The sequence below is a fragment of the Streptomyces sp. NPDC057445 genome (assembly GCF_042802855.1).
GTDB lineage: Bacteria > Actinomycetota > Actinomycetes > Streptomycetales > Streptomycetaceae > Streptomyces.
In genome coordinates, this window is the sequence record NZ_JBHVDH010000006.1 from 168328 (window position 1) to 192264 (window position 23937).

Annotated in this window: 19 protein-coding genes; 11 read left to right on the forward strand and 8 right to left on the reverse strand. The window is 70.3% G+C overall.

The genetic code is table 11. From position 1 onward, the window contains the following. Positions 1 to 116 precede the first annotated feature (116 nt). From ACFU5O_RS16450 to ACFU5O_RS16460, 3 genes are all read right to left on the reverse strand, one after another. A complete protein-coding gene (locus ACFU5O_RS16450) occupies positions 117 to 695 on the reverse strand; it encodes a hypothetical protein (protein WP_384240712.1) in 579 nt (192 codons plus the stop codon). Positions 696 to 989: 294 nt separating this feature from the next. Continuing rightward, a complete protein-coding gene (locus tag ACFU5O_RS16455; RefSeq protein WP_384240714.1) occupies positions 990 to 1487 on the reverse strand; it encodes an SseB family protein in 498 nt (165 codons plus the stop codon). A 337-nt stretch (positions 1488 to 1824) separates the two neighbouring features. Beyond that, the gene (locus tag ACFU5O_RS16460) at positions 1825 to 2172 is read right to left on the reverse strand and encodes a hypothetical protein (protein ID WP_384240716.1); all 348 of its coding nucleotides are present in this window, start codon (positions 2170 to 2172) and stop codon (positions 1825 to 1827) included. A gap of 225 nt (positions 2173 to 2397) precedes the next feature. On the opposite strand from ACFU5O_RS16460, the gene ACFU5O_RS16465 reads away from it, so the two are divergent. The 3 genes from ACFU5O_RS16465 (at position 2398) to ACFU5O_RS16475 (ending at position 5229) form a co-directional block, all read left to right on the forward strand. Beyond that, positions 2398 to 3387 (forward strand): TauD/TfdA family dioxygenase, encoded by a 990-nt coding sequence (locus ACFU5O_RS16465; RefSeq protein WP_384240719.1) that lies wholly within the window; start codon positions 2398 to 2400, stop codon positions 3385 to 3387. 76 nt (positions 3388 to 3463) lie between these two features. Beyond that, on the forward strand, positions 3464 to 4204 hold the full coding sequence (locus ACFU5O_RS16470; RefSeq protein ID WP_384241084.1) for a TSUP family transporter: 741 nt from the start codon (positions 3464 to 3466) through the stop codon (positions 4202 to 4204). 5 nt (positions 4205 to 4209) lie between these two features. After that, on the forward strand, positions 4210 to 5229 hold the full coding sequence (locus ACFU5O_RS16475; protein WP_384240721.1) for a hypothetical protein: 1020 nt from the start codon (positions 4210 to 4212) through the stop codon (positions 5227 to 5229). Positions 5230 to 5243: 14 nt separating this feature from the next. Here the strand turns inward: ACFU5O_RS16475 and ACFU5O_RS16480 are convergent, their stop codons facing one another. Further along, positions 5244 to 8339 (reverse strand): BTAD domain-containing putative transcriptional regulator, encoded by a 3096-nt coding sequence (locus ACFU5O_RS16480; protein ID WP_384240723.1) that lies wholly within the window; start codon positions 8337 to 8339, stop codon positions 5244 to 5246. Between the two features lie 422 nt (positions 8340 to 8761). Between ACFU5O_RS16480 and ACFU5O_RS16485 the strand changes: the two genes are divergently transcribed. The 6 genes from ACFU5O_RS16485 to ACFU5O_RS16510 all read left to right on the forward strand — a co-directional run bounded on the left by ACFU5O_RS16485 (position 8762) and on the right by ACFU5O_RS16510 (position 16453). Beyond that, positions 8762 to 10588: an acyl-CoA dehydrogenase gene (locus tag ACFU5O_RS16485; protein WP_384241086.1), complete on the forward strand. Its 1827-nt coding sequence runs from the start codon at positions 8762 to 8764 to the stop codon at positions 10586 to 10588. Positions 10589 to 10849: 261 nt separating this feature from the next. Continuing rightward, complete coding sequence (locus ACFU5O_RS16490; RefSeq protein WP_384240725.1) at positions 10850 to 12148, forward strand: M18 family aminopeptidase; 1299 nt, start codon at positions 10850 to 10852, stop codon at positions 12146 to 12148. Between the two features lie 123 nt (positions 12149 to 12271). Continuing rightward, positions 12272 to 13858, forward strand: a complete 1587-nt coding sequence (locus tag ACFU5O_RS16495; protein WP_384240727.1) for a hypothetical protein — start codon at positions 12272 to 12274, stop codon at positions 13856 to 13858. A gap of 149 nt (positions 13859 to 14007) precedes the next feature. Further along, positions 14008 to 15630: a hypothetical protein gene (locus ACFU5O_RS16500; protein ID WP_384240729.1), complete on the forward strand. Its 1623-nt coding sequence runs from the start codon at positions 14008 to 14010 to the stop codon at positions 15628 to 15630. A 106-nt stretch (positions 15631 to 15736) separates the two neighbouring features. Next, positions 15737 to 15967 (forward strand): DUF6458 family protein, encoded by a 231-nt coding sequence (locus tag ACFU5O_RS16505; protein WP_384240732.1) that lies wholly within the window; start codon positions 15737 to 15739, stop codon positions 15965 to 15967. A gap of 117 nt (positions 15968 to 16084) precedes the next feature. Next, positions 16085 to 16453: a hypothetical protein gene (locus ACFU5O_RS16510; RefSeq protein WP_384240734.1), complete on the forward strand. Its 369-nt coding sequence runs from the start codon at positions 16085 to 16087 to the stop codon at positions 16451 to 16453. 16 nt (positions 16454 to 16469) lie between these two features. Here the strand turns inward: ACFU5O_RS16510 and ACFU5O_RS16515 are convergent, their stop codons facing one another. Next, positions 16470 to 18239, reverse strand: coding sequence for an NHL domain-containing thioredoxin family protein (locus ACFU5O_RS16515; RefSeq protein ID WP_384240736.1), 1770 nt, complete (start codon positions 18237 to 18239; stop codon positions 16470 to 16472). 179 nt (positions 18240 to 18418) lie between these two features. On the opposite strand from ACFU5O_RS16515, the gene ACFU5O_RS16520 reads away from it, so the two are divergent. Then, positions 18419 to 19396: a CAP domain-containing protein gene (locus ACFU5O_RS16520; RefSeq protein ID WP_384240738.1), complete on the forward strand. Its 978-nt coding sequence runs from the start codon at positions 18419 to 18421 to the stop codon at positions 19394 to 19396. Between the two features lie 646 nt (positions 19397 to 20042). Here the strand turns inward: ACFU5O_RS16520 and ACFU5O_RS16525 are convergent. Continuing rightward, positions 20043 to 20858: a carbon-nitrogen family hydrolase gene (locus tag ACFU5O_RS16525; protein WP_384240741.1), complete on the reverse strand. Its 816-nt coding sequence runs from the start codon at positions 20856 to 20858 to the stop codon at positions 20043 to 20045. Between the two features lie 166 nt (positions 20859 to 21024). On the opposite strand from ACFU5O_RS16525, the gene ACFU5O_RS16530 reads away from it, so the two are divergent. After that, positions 21025 to 21849: a maleylpyruvate isomerase family mycothiol-dependent enzyme gene (locus ACFU5O_RS16530; RefSeq protein ID WP_384240743.1), complete on the forward strand. Its 825-nt coding sequence runs from the start codon at positions 21025 to 21027 to the stop codon at positions 21847 to 21849. A 64-nt stretch (positions 21850 to 21913) separates the two neighbouring features. On the opposite strand, the gene ACFU5O_RS16535 is transcribed toward ACFU5O_RS16530, so the two are convergent. Together ACFU5O_RS16535 and ACFU5O_RS16540 are read right to left on the reverse strand one after the other, a co-directional pair. Then, the gene (locus tag ACFU5O_RS16535) at positions 21914 to 23215 is read right to left on the reverse strand and encodes a nitrate/nitrite transporter (protein ID WP_384240745.1); all 1302 of its coding nucleotides are present in this window, start codon (positions 23213 to 23215) and stop codon (positions 21914 to 21916) included. Beyond that, positions 23212 to 23850 (reverse strand): GntR family transcriptional regulator, encoded by a 639-nt coding sequence (locus tag ACFU5O_RS16540; RefSeq protein ID WP_384240747.1) that lies wholly within the window; start codon positions 23848 to 23850, stop codon positions 23212 to 23214. Before ACFU5O_RS16540 ends, ACFU5O_RS16535 begins: the two co-directional genes overlap by 4 nt. Between the last annotated feature and the right edge of the window lie 87 nt (positions 23851 to 23937).

Genomic DNA, 23937 nt, shown 5'->3' on the forward strand with positions numbered 1-23937 from the left:
CTTTCTGCAATGGGAACGTCCGGATTCGACGGGACATTCCCCGGCCCCGTCCCGCAGCGAGCGCCGACCCGGCCGGGCGGCAGGTCAGCGGGGCGGCAGGTCAGCGGGTCGGCAGGTCAGCGGGACTGGAGAGCGTCCATCGCCACGGCCATGCAGAGGGCGAGCCGACGGTCGAGGGCCGGGTCCTCGATCCGCACGGCGTACCGGTCCCGGATTCCCCACTTGCGCTCCACGGACATCACCGGCTCCCCGCCCCGGGCGAAGTCGAAGTGGTACACGAACGGCACCGGCAGCGGGATCGGCAGCACCGCGTCGGCCACCTCCACGGCCCGGCGGGCCAGCGCGACACCGAGGCTGCGCTCCGTCCCCCTGGCCGAGGGCGCCTCCCCCTGGGCCAGATGCCAGGTGGACCGCAGCAGCGACGCCTTGGCGTCCTTGCGGAAGCTGCCTATGGGGGCGCCGTCCGGTCCGGTCACGTCGTACGTGGCCCCGAAGTCGATCACTTGGCGGGCCTTGAAGCCGGCGAGCACCTCGGCACGGTCCTCACCGGTCCAGAGAGTGACCTGCTCCTTCAGCTTGAGCCGCTTCTGCTCGGCGAAGGCGAGAACGCCGCGGCCGTCCGGGCCGGTGACCACGTAGCGGTTCACGAAAGCGGTGATCTTCTGTTCCACGAGGAACTCACTCATCTGCTGCATACGCGGACACTAGGCGGCGTGAGCAGACGTTTTCGTACGCCGGAAGTCGGAGACGGCCGCGACTTCCGTCGCTTCCTGCGAGGCCGCGGCCCCTGCCGTACGTCCAGGGTCTTTCGTACGGATCAGGCCGGGGTCGGTGAGCGGGGTCCGGCGGCGTGCATCGCAGGGCGGAGCAAGGAGTCCACGGGGTGGGGGCACCTCCCGGCGGCGGCCGGGGGACATCCGCGACCGGCGACAACGCAGCCAGGTGCGGCGCCAGGGCACACGAGCCCGGCAGGATCCGAACGAGAGGCCCTAGCCGTACATCCGGCGCATGGCGAAGTCGACCATCTGCTCCACGGCCTTGGCGTCGAAGACCATCCGGTGGTCGCCCTCCATGTCGAGAACGAACCCGTACCCGGTCGGCAGCAGGTCGATCACCTCGGCCCCGGTGAGCACGAAGTACTTCGACTCCTTGCCCGCGTACCGGCGCAGCTCCTTGAGCGAGGAGAACATCGGGATCACCGGCTGCTGCGTGTTGTGGAGCGCCAGAAACCCGGGGTTGTCGCCGCGCGGGCAGTACACCTTCGACGTCGCGAACATCTGCTGGAAGTCCTCGGCGGACAGCGACCCCGTCGTGAACGCCCGCACCGCATCGGCGAGCGACGGCGGCGAGGGCTCGGGGTAGAGCGGCTGCCCGCCGTAACCGGCCGTCTGCTCGCCGTAACCACCACCCGGCATGCCGGACATCGGCTGCTGCGGCGGTGCGCCGTAGTGCTGCTGAGCGCCGGGGGTCTGGTCGTAGCCGTACATGGGCGCAAGCCTACCCAGCCGTGCCCCCGACCGGGCCCGGCCACCGGGTCCGGATCAGGTCCCGCTCAGGGCGTGGGACGCCCGGCCTTGATCGAGTCGACGAAGCGGGCTCAGGCGGGGGCGGCGAGGGTGAGGACGGGGCCGTGGGGACCTTGGGGTCACGGACGGGGACGAGACCGGGAAGACGGACGCCATGTCACAGCGGCGGGGCGCACTCCGGGCGTCGGACGCAAGACGGTCCGGTGCGAGACGGCGTCCTGTTAGGCGGGCTCGGCCGCCCCTGCTCCGCGGGCGGCGGCGGCCCGGTCATGGCCGCCGCCGCCCGCGCGGTGGGAGATCAGTAGGTGTACCGGGTCCACCCCTGGCCCGGGACGTTGACCTCGTGGCCGTGCTTGTTGACGTACGCGAAGCCGCAGTCGGCCTTGCTGCTGCCGGGCCTGGTGATCGTGGGGCCGTACGCGTTGAAGGTACCGCCGGATTCCTTCACGCATTCGACGTACGCGCGGACCTGGCGGCTGCACGGGTTGGACCTCACCTGCAGCGTGAAGGACTGGCGGCCGGGCGAGCCGCCGGCACTGACGATGCAGGACGGGTCCGCGTGGGCCGCCGAGGTGACCATCGGCAGGCCGCTGAAGGCGATCGTCGCCGCCGCGCCGGCGACAAGCGTCCTCGTAAACTTCCGCATGAATTTTCTCCCCTGTTTATCGATCCACCGCCGGACACTGCCGACGGCTCGTCGAAAATTAGGAGGGAATAACGGCAGGCGTCAAGGGGTATTCGCATCATGACATTACCCGGAAAGGACGAACATGGAGCTGACAGCAGTCTGACACCGATGTGACATCGCCTCTCTGTAGGTTATTGGCCACGAGGAAAACGACCAATTCCTTTCAGTGGGGAGAGCCGGGCAATGAGTCTGGAACTGTTGCAGGACACGGAAATAGATTTGTCGGCCGCCGAGGCGCGGCGGATGTGGGAGCTCTCCGCGCGGGCCGCCGAGCTGCCGGGTGCCGAGACGTCGGAGCTGGCGGGGCTGCTGCTGGACATGCCGACGGCCGTGCGCGAGGGTCTCCTCGCGTTCGCCAAGGGCACCTCGCGGTCCGGGTACGTCCTGCTCCGTGGCCTGACGGTCGGGGAACTCCCGCCCACTCCGCACCAGCACGGCGGAGGCGACCTCGACCGGCACCCCACGTCCGGCACGTTGAAGCTGGTGGCCGACCTGATCGGTTCCCTCGTCGGTTATGAGGACGAGAAGAACGGGGCTCTGCTGCACGATGTGCACCCGGTGAAGGGGGAGGAGAAGCACATCGAGAACAGCGGTTCCGTCGCTTTCGACTTCCACACGGAAAATGTGCACCACCCGCTGCGCCCGGATTTCCTGGGTCTGCTGTGCCTGCGCCAGGACCACGACGGCGTGGCCGCCACCCGGGTGGCTTCCGTGCGGGAGGCGCAGTCGCTGCTGACGGACGAGCAGCAGCGAATTCTGCGTTCCGCGCGGTTCAGCAGTGCTTATCCGACCTCTTTCTCGCGCAATATTCCGGGGCCCCGGCCGACGGCCGGCCCGCACCCGGTGCTGTTCGGGCAGAGCCCGGAACTCTTCATGCGGTTCAATTCGCACAACACGACCGCTTCGGACGCGGAGGGCACCGAGGCGCTCGCGGCCCTGACACGGGCGCTGGAGTCGGTTTGCAAGGACGTCGTCCTCGCTCCGGGCGACCTGGTGATCGTGGACAACCACATCGCCGCGCACGGGCGTTCCTCCTTCACGCCCCGCTACGACGGTGCGGACCGGTGGCTGCGCCGCTGCTACTCGCTGCGGGCGGTGCCGCGCTGGGCAGAGCTGATGATGCCGCGCCCGCGTGTGGTGCCGGAGCTCGCGCAGATCGGCGGGATCTTTTGACCGGGGCGTCCTCCCGGGAGGACTGTCCGGCACGGCGTGAGGAACAGCCGTGGATGTGATCGACGCGAGCGGCCTGATGGTGGTCGCCGGCGCCGCGGGCTGGGTGGACGCGGTGGTCGGCGGTGGCGGCCTGATCCTGATTCCCGCGCTGCTGCTGGCCTTCCCGCAGCTGTCGCCCGCAGTGGCGCTGGGCACCAACAAACTGACGGCGATCACCGGGACGACGGTCGCCGCCGTCACCTACGCCCGGCGGACCAAGCTGCCCAGGTCGGTGGCGCTGCCCGCGGCGGGGCTCGCGGTGCCGGCCGCCGGCTTCGGCGCCCTGTCGGCGTCCCAGGTGCCGGCGAACTGGTTCCGGCCGGTCGTCATGGCCCTGCTGGTGGCGGTGGCTGTGTTCGTCGCCATGCGGCCCACGTTCGGTGCCGTGGAGGGCGCGGAGACCGTCACCAGGCGCCGACGCCTGCTGGTCATCGCCTTCGCGGGCTGCGGGATCGGGTTCTACGACGGCGTCTTCGGACCCGGCACCGGAACCTTCCTGATCCTTGCGTTCACCGGACTGCTGTCGCTGGAGTTCCTGCAGAGCTCGGCGCTGGCGAAAGTGGTGAACGTCGGCACGAACTTCGGCGCGCTGTGCGTCTTCGCCCTCCAGGGGCAGGTGCTGTGGCTGGTGGGCGCATGCATGGCCGTGTGCAACATCGTCGGCGCGACCCTGGGCGCCCGCACTGCACTCAAGCGGGGTTCCGGATTCGTCCGGATCGTCCTCCTCGTGGCCGTGACGGGGATGGTCGTGAAGCTCGGCGTCGATCAGTTCCGGTGAGTCCCATGGGTCGTGACAGCCAACCCTCCCCCGACTCCGGTCCGCACTGCGCACTGCTGCCCAACTGCGCCGAACTTGAACGGCGTTATGACGTGGACCGTATGCGGGCGGACCTGGCCGCGTTCACCGCCCGCTCGGGGAGCCCGTTCTCGGCGGCGAGCGGGCGGCGGGTACTGCCGCTGCGGAGCATCGCGGGAGACCCGTACCGGACGGATTCGGGCGGCCCGAGCCTGACGGGTTTCCAGGACACTCCCTGGCTGAGGCACCTGCCGTACTTCCGGGAGATCCTGCGGGGCCTGCCGGCCCCCGTCCGCGCGGCCCGGCTGTGGGCGGCGGGCCCGGGCGGCAGGGACATGACTCTTCGTTCCGCCAAGCTGGGCCCCTCCTGGGGGCTGTGCCGCGTACACATCCCGGTCGTGTCGGGACCTTGGTCCCAGGTCGTGTTCTTCGCCGAGCGTCATCACTGGCCCGCCGGCTCGCTCTGGTTCGCCGCGGCCTGGCGCGAGTACGCGGTCGTCAACCAGGGTGACCGCGAACTGATCCACCTGGTCGTCGACCTGCACCAGACCAAGGATCTGAGCGCCTTGTTCCCCCGGCCCCTACGCGGAACCCTGGCCGGGCCGCACGCCCTGCGGCTGCGGCCGCCCGTACCGCTGCCGGAGCCGCAGGCGTTCCTGCGCCGGTTCCGGCTGCCCGAGTCGTTCGCCAACTGGGAACGGCCGGGGCACCTGCTGTACGCGGAGGCCCGGCGGCTGCGCTCCGCGCCCCCGGGAGCGCTCGTACCGGCGGAGGTGGCGTACGCCGACGACGGCCCCGTACTCGTCCTGGCCGACCGGCCGTTCTGCGGCCTGGAGCACATCGGCGGCGGGGAGTTCCGACTCCGAGGCTGGAGCGACGAGCGGACGCTGCAGTTCACCGGGCCGCCCGACGCGGCCGTCCTGTTGCGCCTGCGGGACGGGCCGAGGACGTACCGGGTGGCCCTTCCCACGGCCCCGGTGGCGAACTCGGCGCCGGCCGCGGACTGAAGCGGCCCGTACGGTCACCCGGCCTGCGCGTTCGCGTCCTCGCGGGGGCGGGACAGCTCCGCCAGGGCCTTGAGGAAGCGCTCCAGACGGGCCGGGGCTTCGATCTGGCGGCACAGTGCCGCGCCCTCTTCGAGCAGGGCGACCGCGTCGGCGGTCCGCCCGGAGATCCGGCACACGGCCGCGAGACCGAGGACGACGTCCGACTCCAGCAGTGGATCCTGGATGCGCCGCGAGAGGGAACGCGCCCGCTGAAGACGGTCCTCGGCCTCGGGGCAGCGCCCGCGTTGCACGTCGATCCAGCCCAGGCCCCACAGCGCGTGGCAGTGCCCGCTCAGATCCCCGTTCTCGAACGTGGCCCGCAGCCCCCGGGTGAACTCCCGCTCGGCCTGCTCCAGCTCACCTCGCGAAAGATGGTGTTCCCCCAGGCTGAGCCGCACCTGGGCGGTGCTGCGCCCGTGGAACCCCTCGGTGATCCTCGCCGCCTCGTACAGCAGGTCCTCCGCCTGGTCCGGCTCTCCCAGCTCCAGCAGCGTCTGGCCGCTCCAGCGCAGCACCTGCGCCTGTGCCTCGATGTCGCCCGCCGCGCGCAGGATGGGCAGGCACTCCCGCCACCTGTCCAGCGCCTGCTCGAACCGGCCCTGGATGCGGTCCGCGCAGGCGGCCTTGCGCAGGGCCAGGGCGTACCCGTGGTCGTCGCCCACCTTCCGGAACAGCGTCCGCGACTCCTCCAGCAGGGGAAGCGCCCGCGCGTAGTTCCGCTTGGTCAGATGCAGGTCGCCCAGGCCGAGCAGCATGGCCGCCGTACCGCGCTCGTTACCGTGCGACCGGGCGGCCTCCAGCGCGACCTCGTGGGTCGCCTTCCATTCGTCGAAGTGGAAGCGGAGGCTGAACTGGCACCGGCAGGTGGCGGCCAGGTCCCAGGCCAGCTCGTCCTGGCCCTGTTCGGCCAGTTGCTGACAGAGCGCGGTGACCGCGAAGCGGTCCGCCTCGTACCAGGCGAGCGGGTCGGCTCCGACACGTTCGAGGATGTCGGCGGGGACCGACGGTGGCTGGGCCAGGTTGTGCACGACGGTGAAGTCCCCGCCGCACACGAGGCGGTGGGCCCGGTCGGCCAGCGCGAGCGTGGTCATGCCCAGCCGGGTCAGGGCGGCCAGCCGCTCGTCCCTCGGCTCCAGGTCGTTCACCTGCTCCAGCGCGTAGAGCCGGACCAGGTCGTGCATCCGGTAGCGCAGCTCACCGGCGCCCTCGGGGCTGACCACGTCCAGCAGGCGCGCGTCCAGCAGCTCCTCCAGCAGGTCCTCGGCCTGGACGAGGGGGAGTTCCATCAGGGGCGCGCAGACCCAGTCCGCGAAGTCCGCCGCCGCCACCAGGGCCAGTCGCCGGAACAGCCGGCGGGCCGCCGGGCTGATGCCCTGGTGGGACAGCTCGAGGCTGGCCCGCACCTCCAGGTTCTCATGGGCCAGTTCGTCCAGCCTGCGCCGCTCGTCGGCCAGCCGCGCCGCCGCCTTGCGTAACGGCCAGTGCGGCTTGGACGCGAGCTTGGCACCGAGGATGCGCACCGCCAGGGGCAGCCTGCCGCAGTACTCCACGAGCCGCGCCGCGACCTCCGGTTCCGCGTCGGTCCGGGCCCGGCCGATCAGCAGGGCGAGCAGGCTGAGGGCCTGCTCCTTCCGGAACACCTCCAGTTCCAGCACCCGGGTGCTGGGGATGGTGGCCAGCCGGGACCGGCTGGTGACGATGACGGCGCTCGTCGCCGTGCCGGGCAGCAGCGGCAGCACCTGCTGGGCGTCGCCCGCGTCGTCCAGCACGATCAGCGTGCGCCGGTCGGCAAGAAGGCTCCTGTACGCCTCGGCACGTTCGTCCAGTGTTTCGGGCAGGGGGCCCGGCAGCCCCAGTTCGCGCAGGAAACGGGCGAGGGCCTCGTCGGCAGGGACGGGGTCGTCGCTCATCCCGCGCAGGTTCACATAGAGCTGCCCGTCCGGGAAGTCGGGGCGCAGCCGGTGGGCGGCGTGGAGGGCGAGCGCGGTCTTGCCGGTGCCGCCCTGGCCGACGAGCAGCACGAGCGGTACCGAGCGGGAAGCCGGCACGAGCGTCTCCTGGACGGCGGCCACCTCCTCCTGCCGGCCGGTGAACTCGGCGAGGTCGCCGGGGAGCTGGCAGGGCCCGGTGCCGGTCCGGGGTCCGGGGGCGACGGGGCCCGGGGCGGGCGGGGGCATGGGTCCGGAAGCGGGAGCGGGCGGGAATCCGGGGGGCGGGCCGGGCGACGGCCGGCGCGCCGGCACCGCCTCGGACGGAGCGGCGGGCGGAGCGGTGGCCGCGGCGTGCAGCGGGGCGGCCGTCCGGACGGCCGACGGGGCCGACGGCAGGGTGCCCCTCAGGATCTGCTCGTGCAGCCGGCTCAGCTCCTCGCCCGGCGTGACCCCGAGTTCCTCCCGTAGATGGTCCGCCGTTTCCCGGTACATCTGCAATGCGTCGGCCTGCCGTCCCGAACGGGCGAGAGCGAGCATAAGAACACCGCGCAGCTTTTCCAGTAACGGATATCGCTGAACGAACACCGAGAGTTCCGGAATCAATTCCTCGTGCAGACCGAGACGCAGCTGGATGTCCGAGCGCATTGTGCGCAGGGCGACGTATTCCTCTTCCCAGCGGTGCACCTCGGGAAGCCACACGCGACGGTTCGTTCCGGAAAGTACGGGCCCCCGCCACAGGGACAGCGCCTCCTTGAGAACGGGAAGTGCGCGCCCGGGGTCCCCCTGGGCGACGGCCTCCTGCGCCGCCGCGCGCAGCCGCATCGCCGTGACGGTGTCCAGCCTGGCGCCGCCCGCGTCGAAACGGTACCCGGGCGCCTGGGTGACCAGGAGATTCTTACCCGCCCCTGCCGCTGCGAACTTGCGCCGGAGCATGGACACGCAGGCCGCCACCTGATTGACGGGATCCGCCGGAGTGTCGCCCTCCCAGACGCTTTCCACGAGATAGGACACCGGGACGACATCACCGGCGTGCAGCAACAGAGAACCCAAAACGGACTGAAGTCGCGGAGCCGTGACATCCACCCGGTGGTCACCCAGGGAAATTTCCAGCGAGCCGAGCAGTCGAATGTCGAGTTGCATATTCTTTTGTGACTCTGCCGACGACACGATTCTCCCCGTTGCGCGCGCACTGCACAGATCCCCACCGTGCAGTACAGATATACCAATGTGCAGTACAGATATACCAACTCGGCCCAATGGGCCACAGCATTGGTGATCACCCTCACAGGAGAACGGCCGGATTCCGCCTGGCCGTATTCGATCGCCCCACGGGGGCGGACGGCCGACGCACGCTGCGCGACGCGGACGGCCCCCGGGGCGGCGGCAGCCGGGCCGCACCCCCCGCACCCGCCCTCGGGAAGGCCACACTTGAGACGCGTCACAGTTGCCCGGGTAGGGGTTGCTTCTTATTACCGACGGGTAGCATCATCGGAGGTACCAGCTGCTAGATGTGTGTACTGACGCACGAGGAACCCCTCCCGATCCCTTACGGAGCCGTCGCCATGGGGCACTACAAGTCGAATCTCCGCGACATCGAGTTCAACCTCTTCGAGGTGCTCGGCCGCGACAAGCTGTACGGCACCGGCCCGTTCGCGGAGATGGACGTCGAGACCGCCAAGAGCATCCTGGACGAGATCGCCCGCCTCGCGGAGAACGACCTCGCCGAGTCCTTCATAGACGCCGACCGCAACCCGCCGGTCTTCGACCCCGAGACGAACACCGCGCCGGTCCCCGCGAGCTTCAAGAAGAGCTACAAGGCCTTCATGGACTCCGAGTACTGGCGGCTCGGCCTGCCCGAGGAGATCGGCGGGACCACCGCCCCGCGCTCCCTGGTCTGGTCGTACGCCGAGCTGCTGCTGGGCTCGAACCCCGCGATATGGATGTACTCCTCCGGTCCGGCCTTCGCCGGGATCCTCTTCGAGGAGGGCAACGAGGCGCAGAAGAAGGTCGCCCAGATCGCGGTCGAGAAGCAGTGGGGCTCCACGATGGTCCTCACCGAGCCGGACGCCGGCTCGGACGTCGGCGCCGGCCGCACCAAGGCGATCCAGCAGGAGGACGGCTCCTGGCACATCGAGGGCGTGAAGCGCTTCATCACCTCCGGTGAGCACGACATGGAGGAGAACATCCTCCACTACGTGCTGGCGCGCCCCGAGGGCCACGGCCCCGGCACCAAGGGCCTGTCCCTCTTCCTCGTGCCGAAGTTCCACTTCGACTGGGAGACCGGCGAGCTCGGCGAGCGCAACGGTGTCTACGCGACGAACGTCGAGCACAAGATGGGCCTCAAGGCGTCCAACACCTGCGAGATGACGTTCGGCGACCGCCACCCCGCCAAGGGCTGGCTGATCGGCGACAAGCACGACGGCATCCGCCAGATGTTCATGATCATCGAGTTCGCCCGCATGATGGTCGGCACGAAGGCGATCTCCACCCTGTCGACGGGTTACCTGAACGCGCTGGAGTACGCCAAGGAGCGCGTCCAGGGCTCCGACCTGTCGCAGTTCATGGACAAGACCGCGCCCAAGGTCACCATCACGAACCACCCGGACGTGCGCCGCTCGCTGATGACGCAGAAGGCGTACGCGGAGGGCATGCGCTCCCTCGTCCTCTACACCGCCTCCGTCCAGGACGAGATCGCCCTCAAGGAGGCCGCGGGCGAGGACGCCAAGACGCTGCACGGCCTGAACGACCTGCTGCTGCCGATCGTGAAGGGCTACGGCTCCGAGAAGGCGTACGAGCAGCTGGCCCAGTCGCTGCAGATCTTCGGCGGCTCCGGGTACCTGCAGGAGTACCCGATCGAGCAGTACATCCGCGACGCCAAGATCGACACCCTCTACGAGGGCACCACGGCCATCCAGGGCCAGGACTTCTTCTTCCGGAAGATCGTCCGCGACCAGGGCGCCTCGCTGAACCTGCTGGCCGAGGAGATCAAGAAGTTCCTCGCCGTCGGCACCGGCGGCGACGAGCTGGCCGGCGCGCGTGACGCGCTCGCCAAGGCCGCGGTCGACCTCGAGGCGATCGTCGGCCGGATGCTGACCGACCTCACCGCCACCGGCGAGGACGTCAAGAACATCTACAAGGTCGGCCTCAACACCACCCGCCTGCTGCTGGCCTCCGGCGACGTCGTCGTCGGCTACCTGCTGCTGCGCGGCGCGGCCGTCGCCGCCGAGAAGCTCCGGACGGCGTCCGCCAAGGACAAGGTCTTCTACCAGGGCAAGATCGCCGCGGCGAAGTTCTTCGCCGCCAACGTCCTGCCGGGCGTCTCGCTCGCCCGCGAGATCGCCGACGGTGTCGACAACGAGCTGATGGAGCTGGACGAGGCCGCCTTCTAGGCCTCCGGCACTCCCCACCACATCGCTTCGCCGACGGACGGCCCGCTCCTGCCAGGAGCGGGCCGTCCGCGTTGTCGGGGCGGCGCACGCACGGGGGCGGCACGTCCCTTCCGGTGCCGCGGCCGTGGCCGGACCCACACGCCGTGGAACTCGGGCCGCCGCGTCGTTCCGGAGCCCGACCTCGTTCTCGTGGACGCCAGGACATGGACATCGATCTCACCGGGATCGACCGACTGTGGACAGCCCTCTTAGGCTGGGCCCATGAGCAGCGCACCCTCCGCCTTCGACCGCGGCCACACCGACGACCTCATGTCCTTCCTGGCGGCATCCCCCACGCCGTACCACGCCGTGGCGAACGCCGCCGCGCGGCTGGAGAAGGCCGGTTTCCGGCAGGTCGAGGAGACCGACCCCTGGGACGGCACGAGCGGCGGGAAGTACGTGCTGCGGGGCGGCGCGATCGTCGCCTGGTACGTCCCCGAGGGCGCGGCGCCGCACACCCCGTTCCGGATCGCCGGCGCCCACACCGACTCGCCGAACCTACGGGTCAAGCCTCAGCCCGACATGGCTGCGCACGGCTGGCGGCAGGTCGCCGTGGAGATCTACGGCGGGCCGCTGCTCAACTCCTGGCTCGACCGCGACCTCGGCCTGGCCGGCCGGCTCGTCCTGCGCGACGGCACGACCCGGCTGGTCAACATCGACCGCCCGCTGCTGCGCGTGCCCCAACTGGCCATCCACATGGACCGCTCGATCTACGAGAAGGGTCTGCAACTCGACAAGCAGAAGCACATGCAGCCCATCTGGGGCCTCGGCGACAACGTCCGCGACGGCGACCTGATCTCCTTCCTCGCGGAGGAGTCCGGTCTCCCCGCCGGGGACGTCACCGGCTGGGACCTGATGACGCACGCGCTGGAGGCACCCGCGTATCTCGGCCGCGACCGCGAGCTCGTCGCCGGGCCCCGGATGGACAATCTGCTGTCCGTGCACGCGGCCACGGCCGCGCTCGCCGCCGTTTCCGGCAGCGACGCACTCCCGTACATCCCGGTGCTCGCCGCCTTCGACCACGAGGAGAACGGCTCCCAGGCGGACACCGGTGCGGACGGGCCGTTGCTCGGGTCGGTCCTGGAGCGTTCGGTGTTCGCGCGGGGCGGTACGTACGAGGACCGGGCCCGGGCCTTCGCCGGCACGATCTGCCTCTCGTCCGACACCGGCCACGCCGTGCACCCCAACTACGCGGAGCGGCACGACCCGACGCACCATCCCCGCGTCAACGGCGGCCCGATCCTGAAGGTCAACGTCAACCAGCGGTACGCGACGGACGGCAGCGGCCGGGCCGTGTTCGCCGCGGCGTGCGAGCGCGCCGGTGTGCCGTGGCAGAGCTTCGTCTCCAACAACGCGATGCCGTGCGGCACGACGATCGGCCCCATCACCGCCGCACGGCACGGGATCCGGACCGTCGACATCGGGGTGGCCATCCTGTCGATGCACAGCGCGCGTGAACTGTGCGGAGCGGACGACCCGCATCTGCTGGCGAACGCGCTGGTGGCGTTCCTCACGGACTGAGAAACGCGTTGTATGAAGCGCCCCGGCCCCGTTTAGGATCAGAAGTCGGGGCGCGCCTCATCGACCTCTTTCGTTCGTTCTCATCTCGCGCGCCCCTCCAATCGTCCGGGGGGACGCACACACGTGAAGCGCAGCATTTCCCTTGCCCTGTCCACGTCCGTGGCACTGGGCGTACTCGCGGTGCCGGGCACCGCTTTCGCAGCCGAGGGGCCGACCGCCCTCGAAGTCGGCGGTCATGACCGTCAGTTGGGCCACCTCTTCGTCGACGACCTCGCGGCCGACAGTGAGATCACCGATGTCACCGCCGTGGTCCACAGGCCCGGCGAGGATGCGGCCCTGGAGACCGTCCACGACTTCCAGCTCGCCTCGGGCGACCGGAAGAAGGGCGACTGGCTGACCAAGGGCGAGGTCCGGCTCGGGGCCGCCGGCACCTATGCCGTCGACCTGGTCGTCAAGGAGGCCGACGGCGACGAGACGACCCTGAAGAACGCCGGTACGTACGACTACCGGGCCAAGAAGTACTTCGAGGAATTCGGTGTCGACCGTCCGCGGCCGACCGTGGACGACATGAAGGTCACCGCGAGCGGCCGGCTCGTCGAGTGGCAGCCGGTCACGCACGAGCGCAAGCCCGTGGCCGACAGCTCCATCCGTCTGCACTCCTCCACGGACATCACCGACGTGGACTTCGTCAAGACCGACGCGGACGGCCGCTTCTCCGAGTGGTTCATCGCAGAGGACCGGCCCGTGCCGGTGTACGGCGTCGCCTATGACGTCAGGTCAGAAACGGTGACGGTGGCCCCCAAGGGTCTCCCGGCCCGGGTCACCCTCGACAAGAGCGACTTCAGCGGTGTGTACAACGCACCGGTCACGGTCACCGGCAAGGTCGAGTACCAGCTGGACGGCGTCTGGAAGCCCGCCGAGTACGCCGACGCGGACATCACCGACGCGTCCGGGCTCTACGCGGGCAGGGGCTTCACCCGCGCGGACGGGACCTTCAGCGCCGAGACCAAGATCCCCTTCGTGGGCGAGCAGCTCCGGCTGACCGTCAGCAACGGCGAGTGGTTCTCCAACAAGCCGAGCACACCGCTGACTTTCCGCACCACGGGCGTCAGCTCCATCAGCGGGTTCACCGTCGAGCTCGGCTCCGACTCCAGGCTCACCGCCTCGGGGTCGCTGGAGGTCGAGGGGGCTCCGCGCCCGCTGAACACGGTCGACATCCAGACCTCCAAGAACGGCAAGGACGGCTGGAGGAAGCTCAGGTCGCTGAAGCTCCAGGACACCTGGGGCCACTTCCGGGAGGATGTCCCCGCCCCTCCGACCGGCTACTACCGCGCGGTGTACCACGGTTCCCCGAACGTACGGGGTGTTGTGAGCCCCGTCCTGTACGCAGGCCGCGCCGAGACCCGTATCAAGGACTTCAAGGTCTCGCCGACGGTGAAGAAGGGCCGCTCCGTCGTCGTCTCCGGCACCCTGCTGCACCGCACGCCGAGCTGGCAGGCGTACGGGAACAAGAAGGTGCTGGTCTTCTTCTCGCCCAAGGGCAAGCCCAAGGAGTCCTACCTGATGGGTGAGGTGAAGTCCGCGGCCAACGGCACGTTCAAGGGGAGCTTCAAGGAGCGGGGCGACGGCACCGTCTTCGCCCTGCACATCGATGTGGACGACAAGCACCTGATGAATGCGAAAGTAACGGGCAACGTCGACGTGAAGTAACGCTTCTCCTGTCGGGAGAATCACTCGTGCGCAACGCGCGCCAGCCACTTACAATGCGGTGGTCGGCGCGCGTTCACTCTTTTCTCATCGTGCTCATCCAGCACAGCATTCACGCGCGCCCCTCTTTCTTCTTGTCCGGGGGGACAGATTTGAACCGCAGACTTTGCATCGCCCTGTGCACTTCCGTCGCACTGGGCTCTCTCGCGATGCCCGGCACCGCGATGGCCGCCGAGGCGCCCACCGTCAAGGACGCCCGCGACCACTGGCAGCAGCACGGCCGTCTGTTCGTCGACGACCTCAGCACCGACAGCGACGTCACCAAGGTCGAAGCCGTGCTCCACCCGAAGGGTTCTGACGAGGTGACGGCCACCGTCACCGGCTTCGAACTCCTCCAGGGCAGCGGGCGCACCGGCGACTGGCTCACCAAGGACGAGGTGAAGCTCCCCGCCGCCGGCCAGTACGACATCGACGTCGTCGTCGACGAGGCCGACGGCGACCACACGGTCATCGAGGACGCGGGTACCTACGACTACACCGCGAAGCCGGTCTTCGAGTTCACGGTCGGCAACGCGAACCCGAACCTCGAGAACCCCGTGGTGACGCGCACCGGCCGCCTCGGCCAGTGGCAGCCCGTCACACACGCGGTGACACCGATGGCCGGGGCCGAGGTGACCCTCAACTACGAGAGCATCACGGACAAGGTCGTCACGGACGCCGAGGGCAGGTTCGCCGACTCCTTCCGGCCGGGCGACGCGGGACACATGGGTTCCGAGGGCTGGGTCTACGCCGAGTACCAGGCTCCCGGCACCCACTCGCCGGTCGGCTCCCCGTGGACCCGGGTGACCGTCACCAAGCTGCCCAACCGCATCGTCCTCGACAAGTCGACCTTCCGCGAGAAGTTCGGCAAGGCCATCACGGTCGGCGGACGCGCCGAGTACAAGGCGTCCAACGGCGCGTGGAAGCCGGCCTCCGGCGTGCCGGTGGAGTTCGACGACCCGGACGACAGCTTCTGGACCGGGGAGATCGCCGCCACTTCGGGCGCCGACGGCCGGTTCACCTTCAAGACGCCGATGCCCGTCCACAACAGCAAGTACCAGGTGAAGTTCGCCCGGAACATGTGGGTGAACGACAAGACCGGCGGCGTCAAGCCCGTCTACGACACCATCGGCGTCAGCAGCATCGCCGACTTCGCCACCTCGCTCGACAAGTTCGGCAAGCTCAGCTTCAGCGGCGAACTCAGCGTCGCCGGAAGGCCGCAGCCGCACCGCAACGTCGTCGTCCAGTGGTCCAGGAACGGCCGCGACGGGTGGCAGACGGCGAAGACCGTCAGGGTCAACATCTACGGCACGTTCACCGGCTCCTTCTCCACCTACCCGGCCGGCTACTACCGGGCCGTCTACTCCGGCGCCACGGGCACCGTGCAGGGCACCACCAGCAAGGTGCGGTACACGGCCCGCGCCGAGACCCGGATCAAGGACTTCAACGCCTCCCCCGAGCCGGTCCGCAAGGGCGGCACCATCACGGTCAGGGGCACCCTGCTGCACCGCACCCCGAGCTGGCAGGCGTACGGCGGCAAGCCGGTCCTGATCATCTTCAAGCCCAAGGGCGAGAACCAGTGGTACCTCATGACCGAGGTGAAGTCCAAGGCGAACGGCACGTTCACGAAGAACTTCCGGGCGCCCGGTGACGGCACCTGGGCCGCCATCCACCTCTACCCGAACGAGAAGCACCTCGTTTCGAGCAGCACCGAGGACTACGTCGACGTGAGGTAGTCCGCCCCTGAGGTGAGCCGGTTCCGCCCGGCGGAAGCAGAAACACGCATGGCCGTTCGGGGTGGGGGTACCCGAACGGCCACGCTGCTTTCAGGAGGCGGAAATCATGGGTCTAGGAGGCTGCATCCTGCTCATCGGAGCCGGAGCGATTCTCACGTTCGCGACCGACTGGCAGGTGTCGAGCGTCAACCTCGACCTGGTCGGTCTGATCATGATGGCGGTCGGCCTGATCGGGGTCGCCACATTCACCAGCATCGCGCGGCGGCGCCGGGCGGTCGTATCGCCGGTCGCACCGACGTACGTGGACAGGGAACGCCCGCCGGAGAGCGGGTTCTAGGGGTCTTTCGTACCGATCAGTCCGGATCGGTGAGCGGGGCCCGGCGGCGTGCGTCGCGCGTCGTCGCCGCGTCGTCGCTAACATCCGGGAAACACCGTCCCTGCAACGGTGTTGACCATGGTTCTGACGGGAGAGACGGACCTGGTGCGCCACCGGGTCCCGTCGCGCGCCAAGTTGATCACCTTGCTCGTCGCAGCCGGGCTGCTGGGAGCCTGTCTCGCCGCACTCCTCGTGCGGCAGTACAACGACCGCCCGCCGTGGGGCGACGACGTCGCGTACGAAGGCGGATACATCGTTGGCAACCGCGTCCGCCAGACCGACATGACGGGCGAGCGGACGAAGGCGCTGCTGAGCGGCGGATGCGCCAGGGCAGAGGCCGAGGGCCGGGGCGGCCGCAGGGCCACCCACAACCAGCGGTTGTGGGTGGCCGGCTGCGTCGACGGCGCGGCGGGCCGGCAGTCCACGCACCAGGGTCTGGTGCGCTGACGCAGTGCGCGACGGCTCAGGAGTCCATTCCCGCGAGGACGAGCGGCAGCCGCGCCGTGCCCTCCGCCGTCACCCGTACCGGAACACCCCAGTCCTGCTGGTGCACATGGCAGGCCGGGTACTCGTTCTCCGGGTCGTCGTCGCACGACGCGGCCATCGCCGACACATGCAGCACGCCCTCCGTCACCGCAGGGTTCAGCTCCAGCTCGCGGAACAGATCGGTGCCCGCTCCCTCGCCCCCGGCCAGCAGCTCCGGCGGGGTCGAGGAGACGAGCAGCCGGGTGGAGGGACCGTAGCGGGTGTCGAGCTTCTGCCCCGCCGGGGCCTGGAACACCACGTCCAACCGCAGCCTGCCCGGAGCCACTTCGGTCGCCGCCCGCCGGGTCCGGTGGGCGACCGCCTCGACCCGTACCGCCTCCTCCGGCAGCCGCAACCGCGTCAGCCGGTGCCGGGCCGATTCGACGACCACGATGTCCTCGTCGGCCAGCACGGCCGCGGAGGGCTCCCGCAGATCGGTGGCGAGTGTCGTCACCTCGCCCGTCACCGGGTCGTAGCGGCGCAGCGCGTGGTTGTACGTGTCGCTGACGGCGACCGAACCGTCGGGCAGCGCCGTGACGCCGAGCGGGTGCTGGAGCAGCGCCTGGCCGGCGGCCCCGTCGCGGTGCCCGAAGTCGAACAGCCCGGTACCGACGGCCGTGTGAACGATCCCTTCGGCGTCGATCCAGCGCAGCGCGGAGGTCTCGGAGTCGGCGATCCACAGCCGGTCCCCGGCGGCCGCGAGCCCGGACGGCTGCGCGAACCACGCCTCGGCGGCGGACCCGTCGACCAGTCCTTCGTTGGTCGTCCCGGCCGCCACCTGGACCGTCCCGGCCTCGGGGTCGTACGTCCACAGCTGGTGGACACCGGCCATCGCGATCCACACCTTGCCCTGCCACCAGGCCACGTCCCACGGCGAGGACAGGTCCACCTCGAGGGCGGGCCCGGACGTGGGCGAGCCCTGCCACCACTGCCGCCCCGTCCCGGCGACCCGCTCGATCTCCCCGGTCCCGGGGTCGTACGTCCGCAGCGCGTGGTTCACCGTGTCCGCGACGATCACCTTCCCGGACGGCAGCAGGGCAAGCCCCTGCGGCTCCCGGAAGTCACCGTCCCCGATGCGCCGTACGACGGTCTCACCGTCCGCCTCCAGCTCGACCAGCTGATGCCGGGTCGAGTCGGACACGAGGAAGTTGCCGGAAGGAAGCAGCACGGCCTTCCCGGGAAAGCGCAGATCCGTGGCGACCGGCTCCGGCGGCACGTACGGTCCGTCCCCGCGCCGCAGCGTCCCCTTCGCCTCGTGCTCTGCCTCCAGCTCCTCCACCAGCCGCTCGATGGCATGCGCATGCCCCTCACCGGCGTGCTGGGCGACGACGTACCCCTCGGGGTCGATCACCACGAGCGTCGGCCAGGCCCTTACTGCGTACTGCTTCCAGGTCGCGAGCTCGGGATCGTCCAGCACCGGGTGATGCACCTCGTAGCGCTCGACGGCGTCGACGACGGCCTGGTGCTCGGCCTCGTGCACGAACTTCGGCGAGTGCACACCGATGATCACCAGGGTGTCGCGGTGCTTCTCCTCGAGCTCACGGAGCTCGTCCAGGACATGCAGGCAGTTGATACAGCAAAATGTCCAGAAATCGAGAACGACAATGCGTCCTCGCAGGTCAGCGAGGGTCAGATCGTTTCCGCCGGTGTTCAGCCAGCCGCCCTTGCCGATCAGCTCGGGGGCGCGGACGCGTGCACGTGTAGCCATGCCTCCATCCAACCCCACCCACCCGGGTGCGCATTCCGGAGCCGGGCAGCTCGTACGGGACGAGATCCGCGCTGTCGGCGACGGCCGGAACCCTTGTGGCCGAAAACTGTTATCGCGGGTGCTGTTCTTCGCTCTCCCATGTGCCGGACCGACCGGCGTTCGCATGACAGGGGGCTTCGATGCAGCACGGCGACGATCGCATCTGGTACCTGGAGGGCCTGGAGGACGGGTCCGGCCGGAACGGCATCGGCGGGGGTGGCAGGCGGCGGGCCGCCGGGAAGGGACGGCACAGCCGTCGTCGGCAGCCGGTGTTCCGGCCGGGCGGCGTGGGCCGACCGGGCGGCGTGGGCCGACCGGGCGGCGCGGGCCGACCGGGCGCGAGGGTCGGCGGCATACCCGTGGCCTTGGGGGCCACGGCCGCCGCTGTGCTCGCGGGCGGGGTCTTCGCGCTGAGCGGATCGGACGGCGGGACCGAGGTCGCGGGGGACGCCGCGGCGTCCGTGCAGCAGGTGCCGGTGGACGCGGGCGGCGACCGGGTCCCGGGGGCTGCTCTCTCCGGCTTCATACCCCCGGCGTCGCCCGTCGCTGTTCCGTCCGCAGCGGCTCCGGCGGCTCCCGCCGGGACGGACACCGGCTCCCGGCCCCCCGTCGACGGCACGGGGCACACCACGCCGGTCGGGATCACCGACCCTGCCGGGCAGAAGGCGCCCACCGCACAGCCCACACCCGGGGACAGGGGGCAGGAGGGCGTCGACCGCGCCACGGGCGAGGCGGCCCGATTCGCCGAGCGGATCGCCGCGCTGGTCAACACCAAGCGCGCGAAGGCGGGTTGCGGCCCTCTGCGGGTGCACGCGCAGCTGCAGGCCGCGGCGCAGGCGCACGCCGACGACATGGCCGCCCGCAACTACTACGAGCACGCCAGTCCGGAAGGGCGGCATGCCGACGACCGTATGCGCAGCGCGGGTTATCCGGTCGGCAAGTGGGGCGAGAACATCCACCGGGGTCCGGACAATCCCGTCACCGCGATGCGCGACTGGATGAACAGCCCCAGTCACCGCGACAACATCCTGGACTGCGGCTTCAAGGACTTCGGCGTGGGCGTCAACCTCAGCGCCCACGGCCCGTGGTGGGTACAGAACTTCGGCGCCGCGGGCTGACCGCGGGGTCGCTGCGCGGGCGGTGCGGGTGTGGTTGTCGGGGTTGGCCGGTGCCGTGTTGTTGGCCGGTGTGTCCGTCCTCAAACGCCGGACGGGCTGGGTTGTCGGGGTCGGCCGGTACCGGGTGGTGGGCGTTGGGGGCCGTTCCGGGGCTCGCATCCGGGACGGCATGATTTACGGCGCGCTGACCAGCACCACATCGGCGACGCCCGCGCCGCGCCACAAATCACGCTTTAGTGTCCCGGACACGACCCCTCCACGGCCCCCCTCGGGGCCGGGGGTGGTGGGCCGATCGCCGTGTGTCGGGTGAACCACCCACCGGGCGGCAGTCGGCAACGCGACCGGGGCGGGGCCGTGCAGGGTCGGCCCCGCAGGGGACGGCGGAACCACCGGACGCCTCCGAGGTCGGCGGTAAGCCGCCGTCCCCGAGGAGTCGAGCCCGGAGGGGCCCCGCCCCCCACCCACAGCCCCCGCCCAAGCCCGTTGGGGGTCCCCCCGGACGAAGTCTGGGGGAGTTTGAGGACGGACACACCGGCCGCAGTCACGGCACCGGCCAACCCCGACAACCGCACCCGGCACCGCGCAGCGACCCGCACCGGCCACCACGACAACCACACCCGCACCGCCCGCGCAGCGGACCCGCGTCTCACCGGGGTGTCGGAAGGCCCAGCACGCGGTCCTTGAGGGCGGGGAACTGCTCGCGGGTAGCGGCGACCTTGGCCGGGTCGAGGTCCACGGTGAGGATCTCCTCCTCCGCGCCCGCCTCGGCGAGGACCTCGCCCCAGGGGTCGACGACGATGCTGTGGCCCGCCTGCTCGACGCCCGCGTGGGTGCCCGCGCTGCCGACGGCGAGGACGTACGACTGGTTCTCGACGGCGCGGGCCTGGGCGAGGAGGGTCCAGTGGGCGCGGCGGCGTGCGGGCCAGCCGGCGGGGATGACGAGGAGGTCGGCGCCCGCGTCGACGAGCCCGCGGAAGAGCTCGGGGAAGCGGAGGTCGTAGCAGGTGGCGAGGCCGAGGGTGGTGTCCGGCAGCGGGACGGTGACGAGCTCGCTGCCCGCGGCCATCATCACCGCCTCGCCCTTGTCGAAGCCGAACCGGTGGATCTTGCGGTAGACGCCGGCGAGTTCCCCGGTGGGGGAGAAGACGAGCGAGGTGTTGTAGAGGGGGCCGGGGGCCGCGTCGGAGCCGCCCGTGGTCGCGGCGCGCTCGACGATGGAGCCGGCGTGCAGCCAGACGCCCGCGTCGGCGGCGGCCTTGGCCATGACTTCGTACGTGGGGCCGTTGAGCGGCTCCGCCTCGGTCTCGAACAGTTCGTAGGCGAAGGCTCCGACGGGCCAGAGCTCGGGGAGGACGACCAGATCGGCGCCGGACTGTTCGCGGACCAGGGACGCGGCTCGCTGCCTGCGTGAATCGACTGGTTCGTCCGGGTCTACTGCGATCTGGATGAGCGAGGCGCGCACACTACCACCGTCCTGGCATTCGAGCCGTCAACACGGGCCTACGATCGTCACACGAAAGCACTGCCGGGGTGCCCAAGGGCAGCGTACTGTTCTCTCCCGGGGGCCGCCCCCAGGACCCCCGGCCGCTGCCCAGCACCCAGCCCGCGCACAACCGCCGAGGGGTTCCGTGACCGTCCATCCCAGTCTCCAGACCTACGCCGACGCCTGGACCCACTCCATCGAAGCGATATCCGAGCTGGTGCAGCCGCTCGTCGAGGGGGAGTGGAACCGCGCCACTCCGTGCCCCGGATGGTCGGTGCGCGACATCGTGTCGCATGTCATCGGCATGGAGTGCGAGATGCTCGGTGACCCCCGTCCGATCCACACGCTGCCCCGCGACCTCTATCACGTACGCAGTGAGTTCACGCGCTACATGGAGATGCAGGTCGATGTGCGCCGGCACCACACCGCGCCGGAGATGACCTCCGAGCTCGAGTACACGATCATCCGGCGCAACCGTCAGCTGCGGAACGAGAACCGGGCACCCGACAGCATGGTCCGCGCTCCGCTCGGTGCGGAGCAGACCCTGGAACTGGCCTACCGGATGCGGGCGTTCGACGCCTGGGTGCACGAGCAGGATCTTCGTGTGGCACTCGACAGGCCGGGCAATCTCGACTCCCCCGGCGCGCTGGTCGCGCGTGACGCGTTCCTGGAGGCGCTCCCGAAGGTCGTCGCCAAGGACGCGGGCGCGCCGCCGAACTCCGCGGTGGTCTTCGACGTGAGCGGACCCCTGGAGTTCCTGCGGACCGTGCGCGTCGACACGGACGGGCGGGGGACGATCGACGGCGCCCCTTCGCTGGGCCCGGCGGTGACGTTCGCGCTGGACTGGGAGACGTACGTACGGCTTGCCGCCGGGCGGGTCAGGCCCGCGGCCGTGGCCGACCGGATCAAGGTCGACGGAGACGCGGATCTGGCGGCGGCGATCCTGGACCGCTTCGCGGTCACGCCGTAGCGGGGCGGGGCCGTTCGCACCCCGCCCGGCATCGACGGACCGGCTCCCGGCCGGTCGGCCGCCGTCACGCCGGTACGTGCACGGCCTCCACCCGGCTCGCCACCAGCCGATCCCGCTCACGCCGCGCCGTGCGCGCACGCAGCCGCAGCATCTGGAACACGCCGAGCGCCTGCAGGACGAAGACGGAGGCGAACGCGATCCGGTAGTTGTCGCCGGTCGCGTCCAGCAGCATGCCCACGGCGAGCAGCGTCGCCATCGAGGCCGTGAAGCCGCCCATGTTGACGATGCCGGAGGCCGTGCCCTGCCGCCGGGGCGGATTCGCGGGGCGCGCGAAGTCGAAGCCGATCATCGAGGCCGGTCCACAGGCGCCGAGCACCGTGCACAGAATGATCAGCAGCCACATCGGGGCCTGTTCGCCGGGGTACGCGAGGGTGGCGCCCCACACCGCCGCGGTCGCCCCGACCGTGCCGAGCGCGAGCGGCGCCCTGGCCGCGTGGTGCCGGGCGATGACCTGTCCGTAGACCAGGCCCACCACCATGTTGGCCGCCACCACAAGCGTGAGCAGCTCGCCCGCGGTCTCCCGGGACAGGTCCTGTGCCTCGACGAGGAAGGGCATCCCCCACAGCAGCAGGAACACCATGGCGGGGAACTGGGTCGTGAAGTGCACCCACATACCGAGCCGGGTGCCGGGCTCGCGCCAGGACTCGGCGATCTGCCTGCGGACGAAGGCGGCGCCGGCGTGGTGGGCCGGGGCGGGCTCGTGTCCCTCGGGGTGGTCCTTCAGGAAGAGCAGCAGCAGGACGAGGACGATCACTCCGGCGAGCGCACTGCCGGCGAACGTCGCGGTCCAGCCGAGCCCGTGCAGCATCCGGGAGACGACGATGGTCGAGACGAGATTGCCCGCCATGCCGAACAGCGCGGCGATCTGGGCGATGAGCGGGCCGCGACGCGCGGGGAACCAGCGGGAGCCGAGCCTCAGCACACTGATGAAGGTCATCGCGTCGCCGCAGCCGAGCAGTGCGCGGGAGGCGAGGGCCGTGCCGTACGAGGGGGAGAGCGCGAAGCCCAGCTGTCCGGCGGTGAACAGGACGACGCCGAGGGTGAGGACCTTCTTGGTGCCGAGCCTGTCGACCATCAGGCCGACGGGTATCTGCATGCCCGCGTACACGAGCAGCTGGAGTATGGAGAAGGTGGAGAGGGCGGAGGCGTTGACGTCGAAGCGGTCGGCCGCATCGAGTCCGGCGACGCCCAGCGACGTCCGGAAGATGACGGCCACGAAGTAGACGGCGACGCCGATGCCCCAGACCGTACGGGCGCGGCGGCCACCGGGCGGATCGCCGGGAAGTGACAGGGCGGTGGCGCTCATCGCTCCTCACCCCGCGCCAGCACCTTGACCCAGGTCAGATGCTGGTGCACACAGCCCGCCGCCCGCTCGGTGTCACCTGCCCTGATGGCCTCCAGCATCTCGGCGTGCTCGGTGATGTTCTTGGTGATGCGTTCGGGCTGCGCGTGCATCAGGGCGACGCCCATCCGCAGCTGACGGTCGCGGAGCTGGTCGTAGAGGCGGGAGAGGATCTCGTTCCCTGCGTTGCGGACGATCTCGGCGTGGAAGGCGCGGTCGGTGGCGGCGACGGCGGCGAGGTCACCGGCTTCCGCGTGCAGCTTCTGCCGGTCCACGAGGTCCTGCAGCCGCTCGACGAGCGGGGCCGGGGCCGGCACGGCCCTGCGGACGGCGAACTCCTCGACCAGCAGCCGGGTTTCGATGACGTCCGATATCTCCTGGGCGGAGACGGCGAGCACGAGCGCGCCCTTCTTCGGGTAGAGCTTGAGCAGCCCTTCCATCTCCAGCTTGAGCAGGGCCTCGCGCACAGGGGTGCGGGACACGCCGACGGCCTCGGCGAGCTCCCCCTCGGTAAGAAGCGTTCCGCCCTCGTAACGCCGGTCGAGAACCGCCCGTTTGATGTGGGTGTAGACACGTTCGGCAGCGGGTGCGGCGGTCATGCGCACAGCTTAGATACAAGAGGGGTGCATCACGAAGTGCCGTCCACGATGCAGGACGCGAACTTCTTCTGGGGATGCGTACATCCT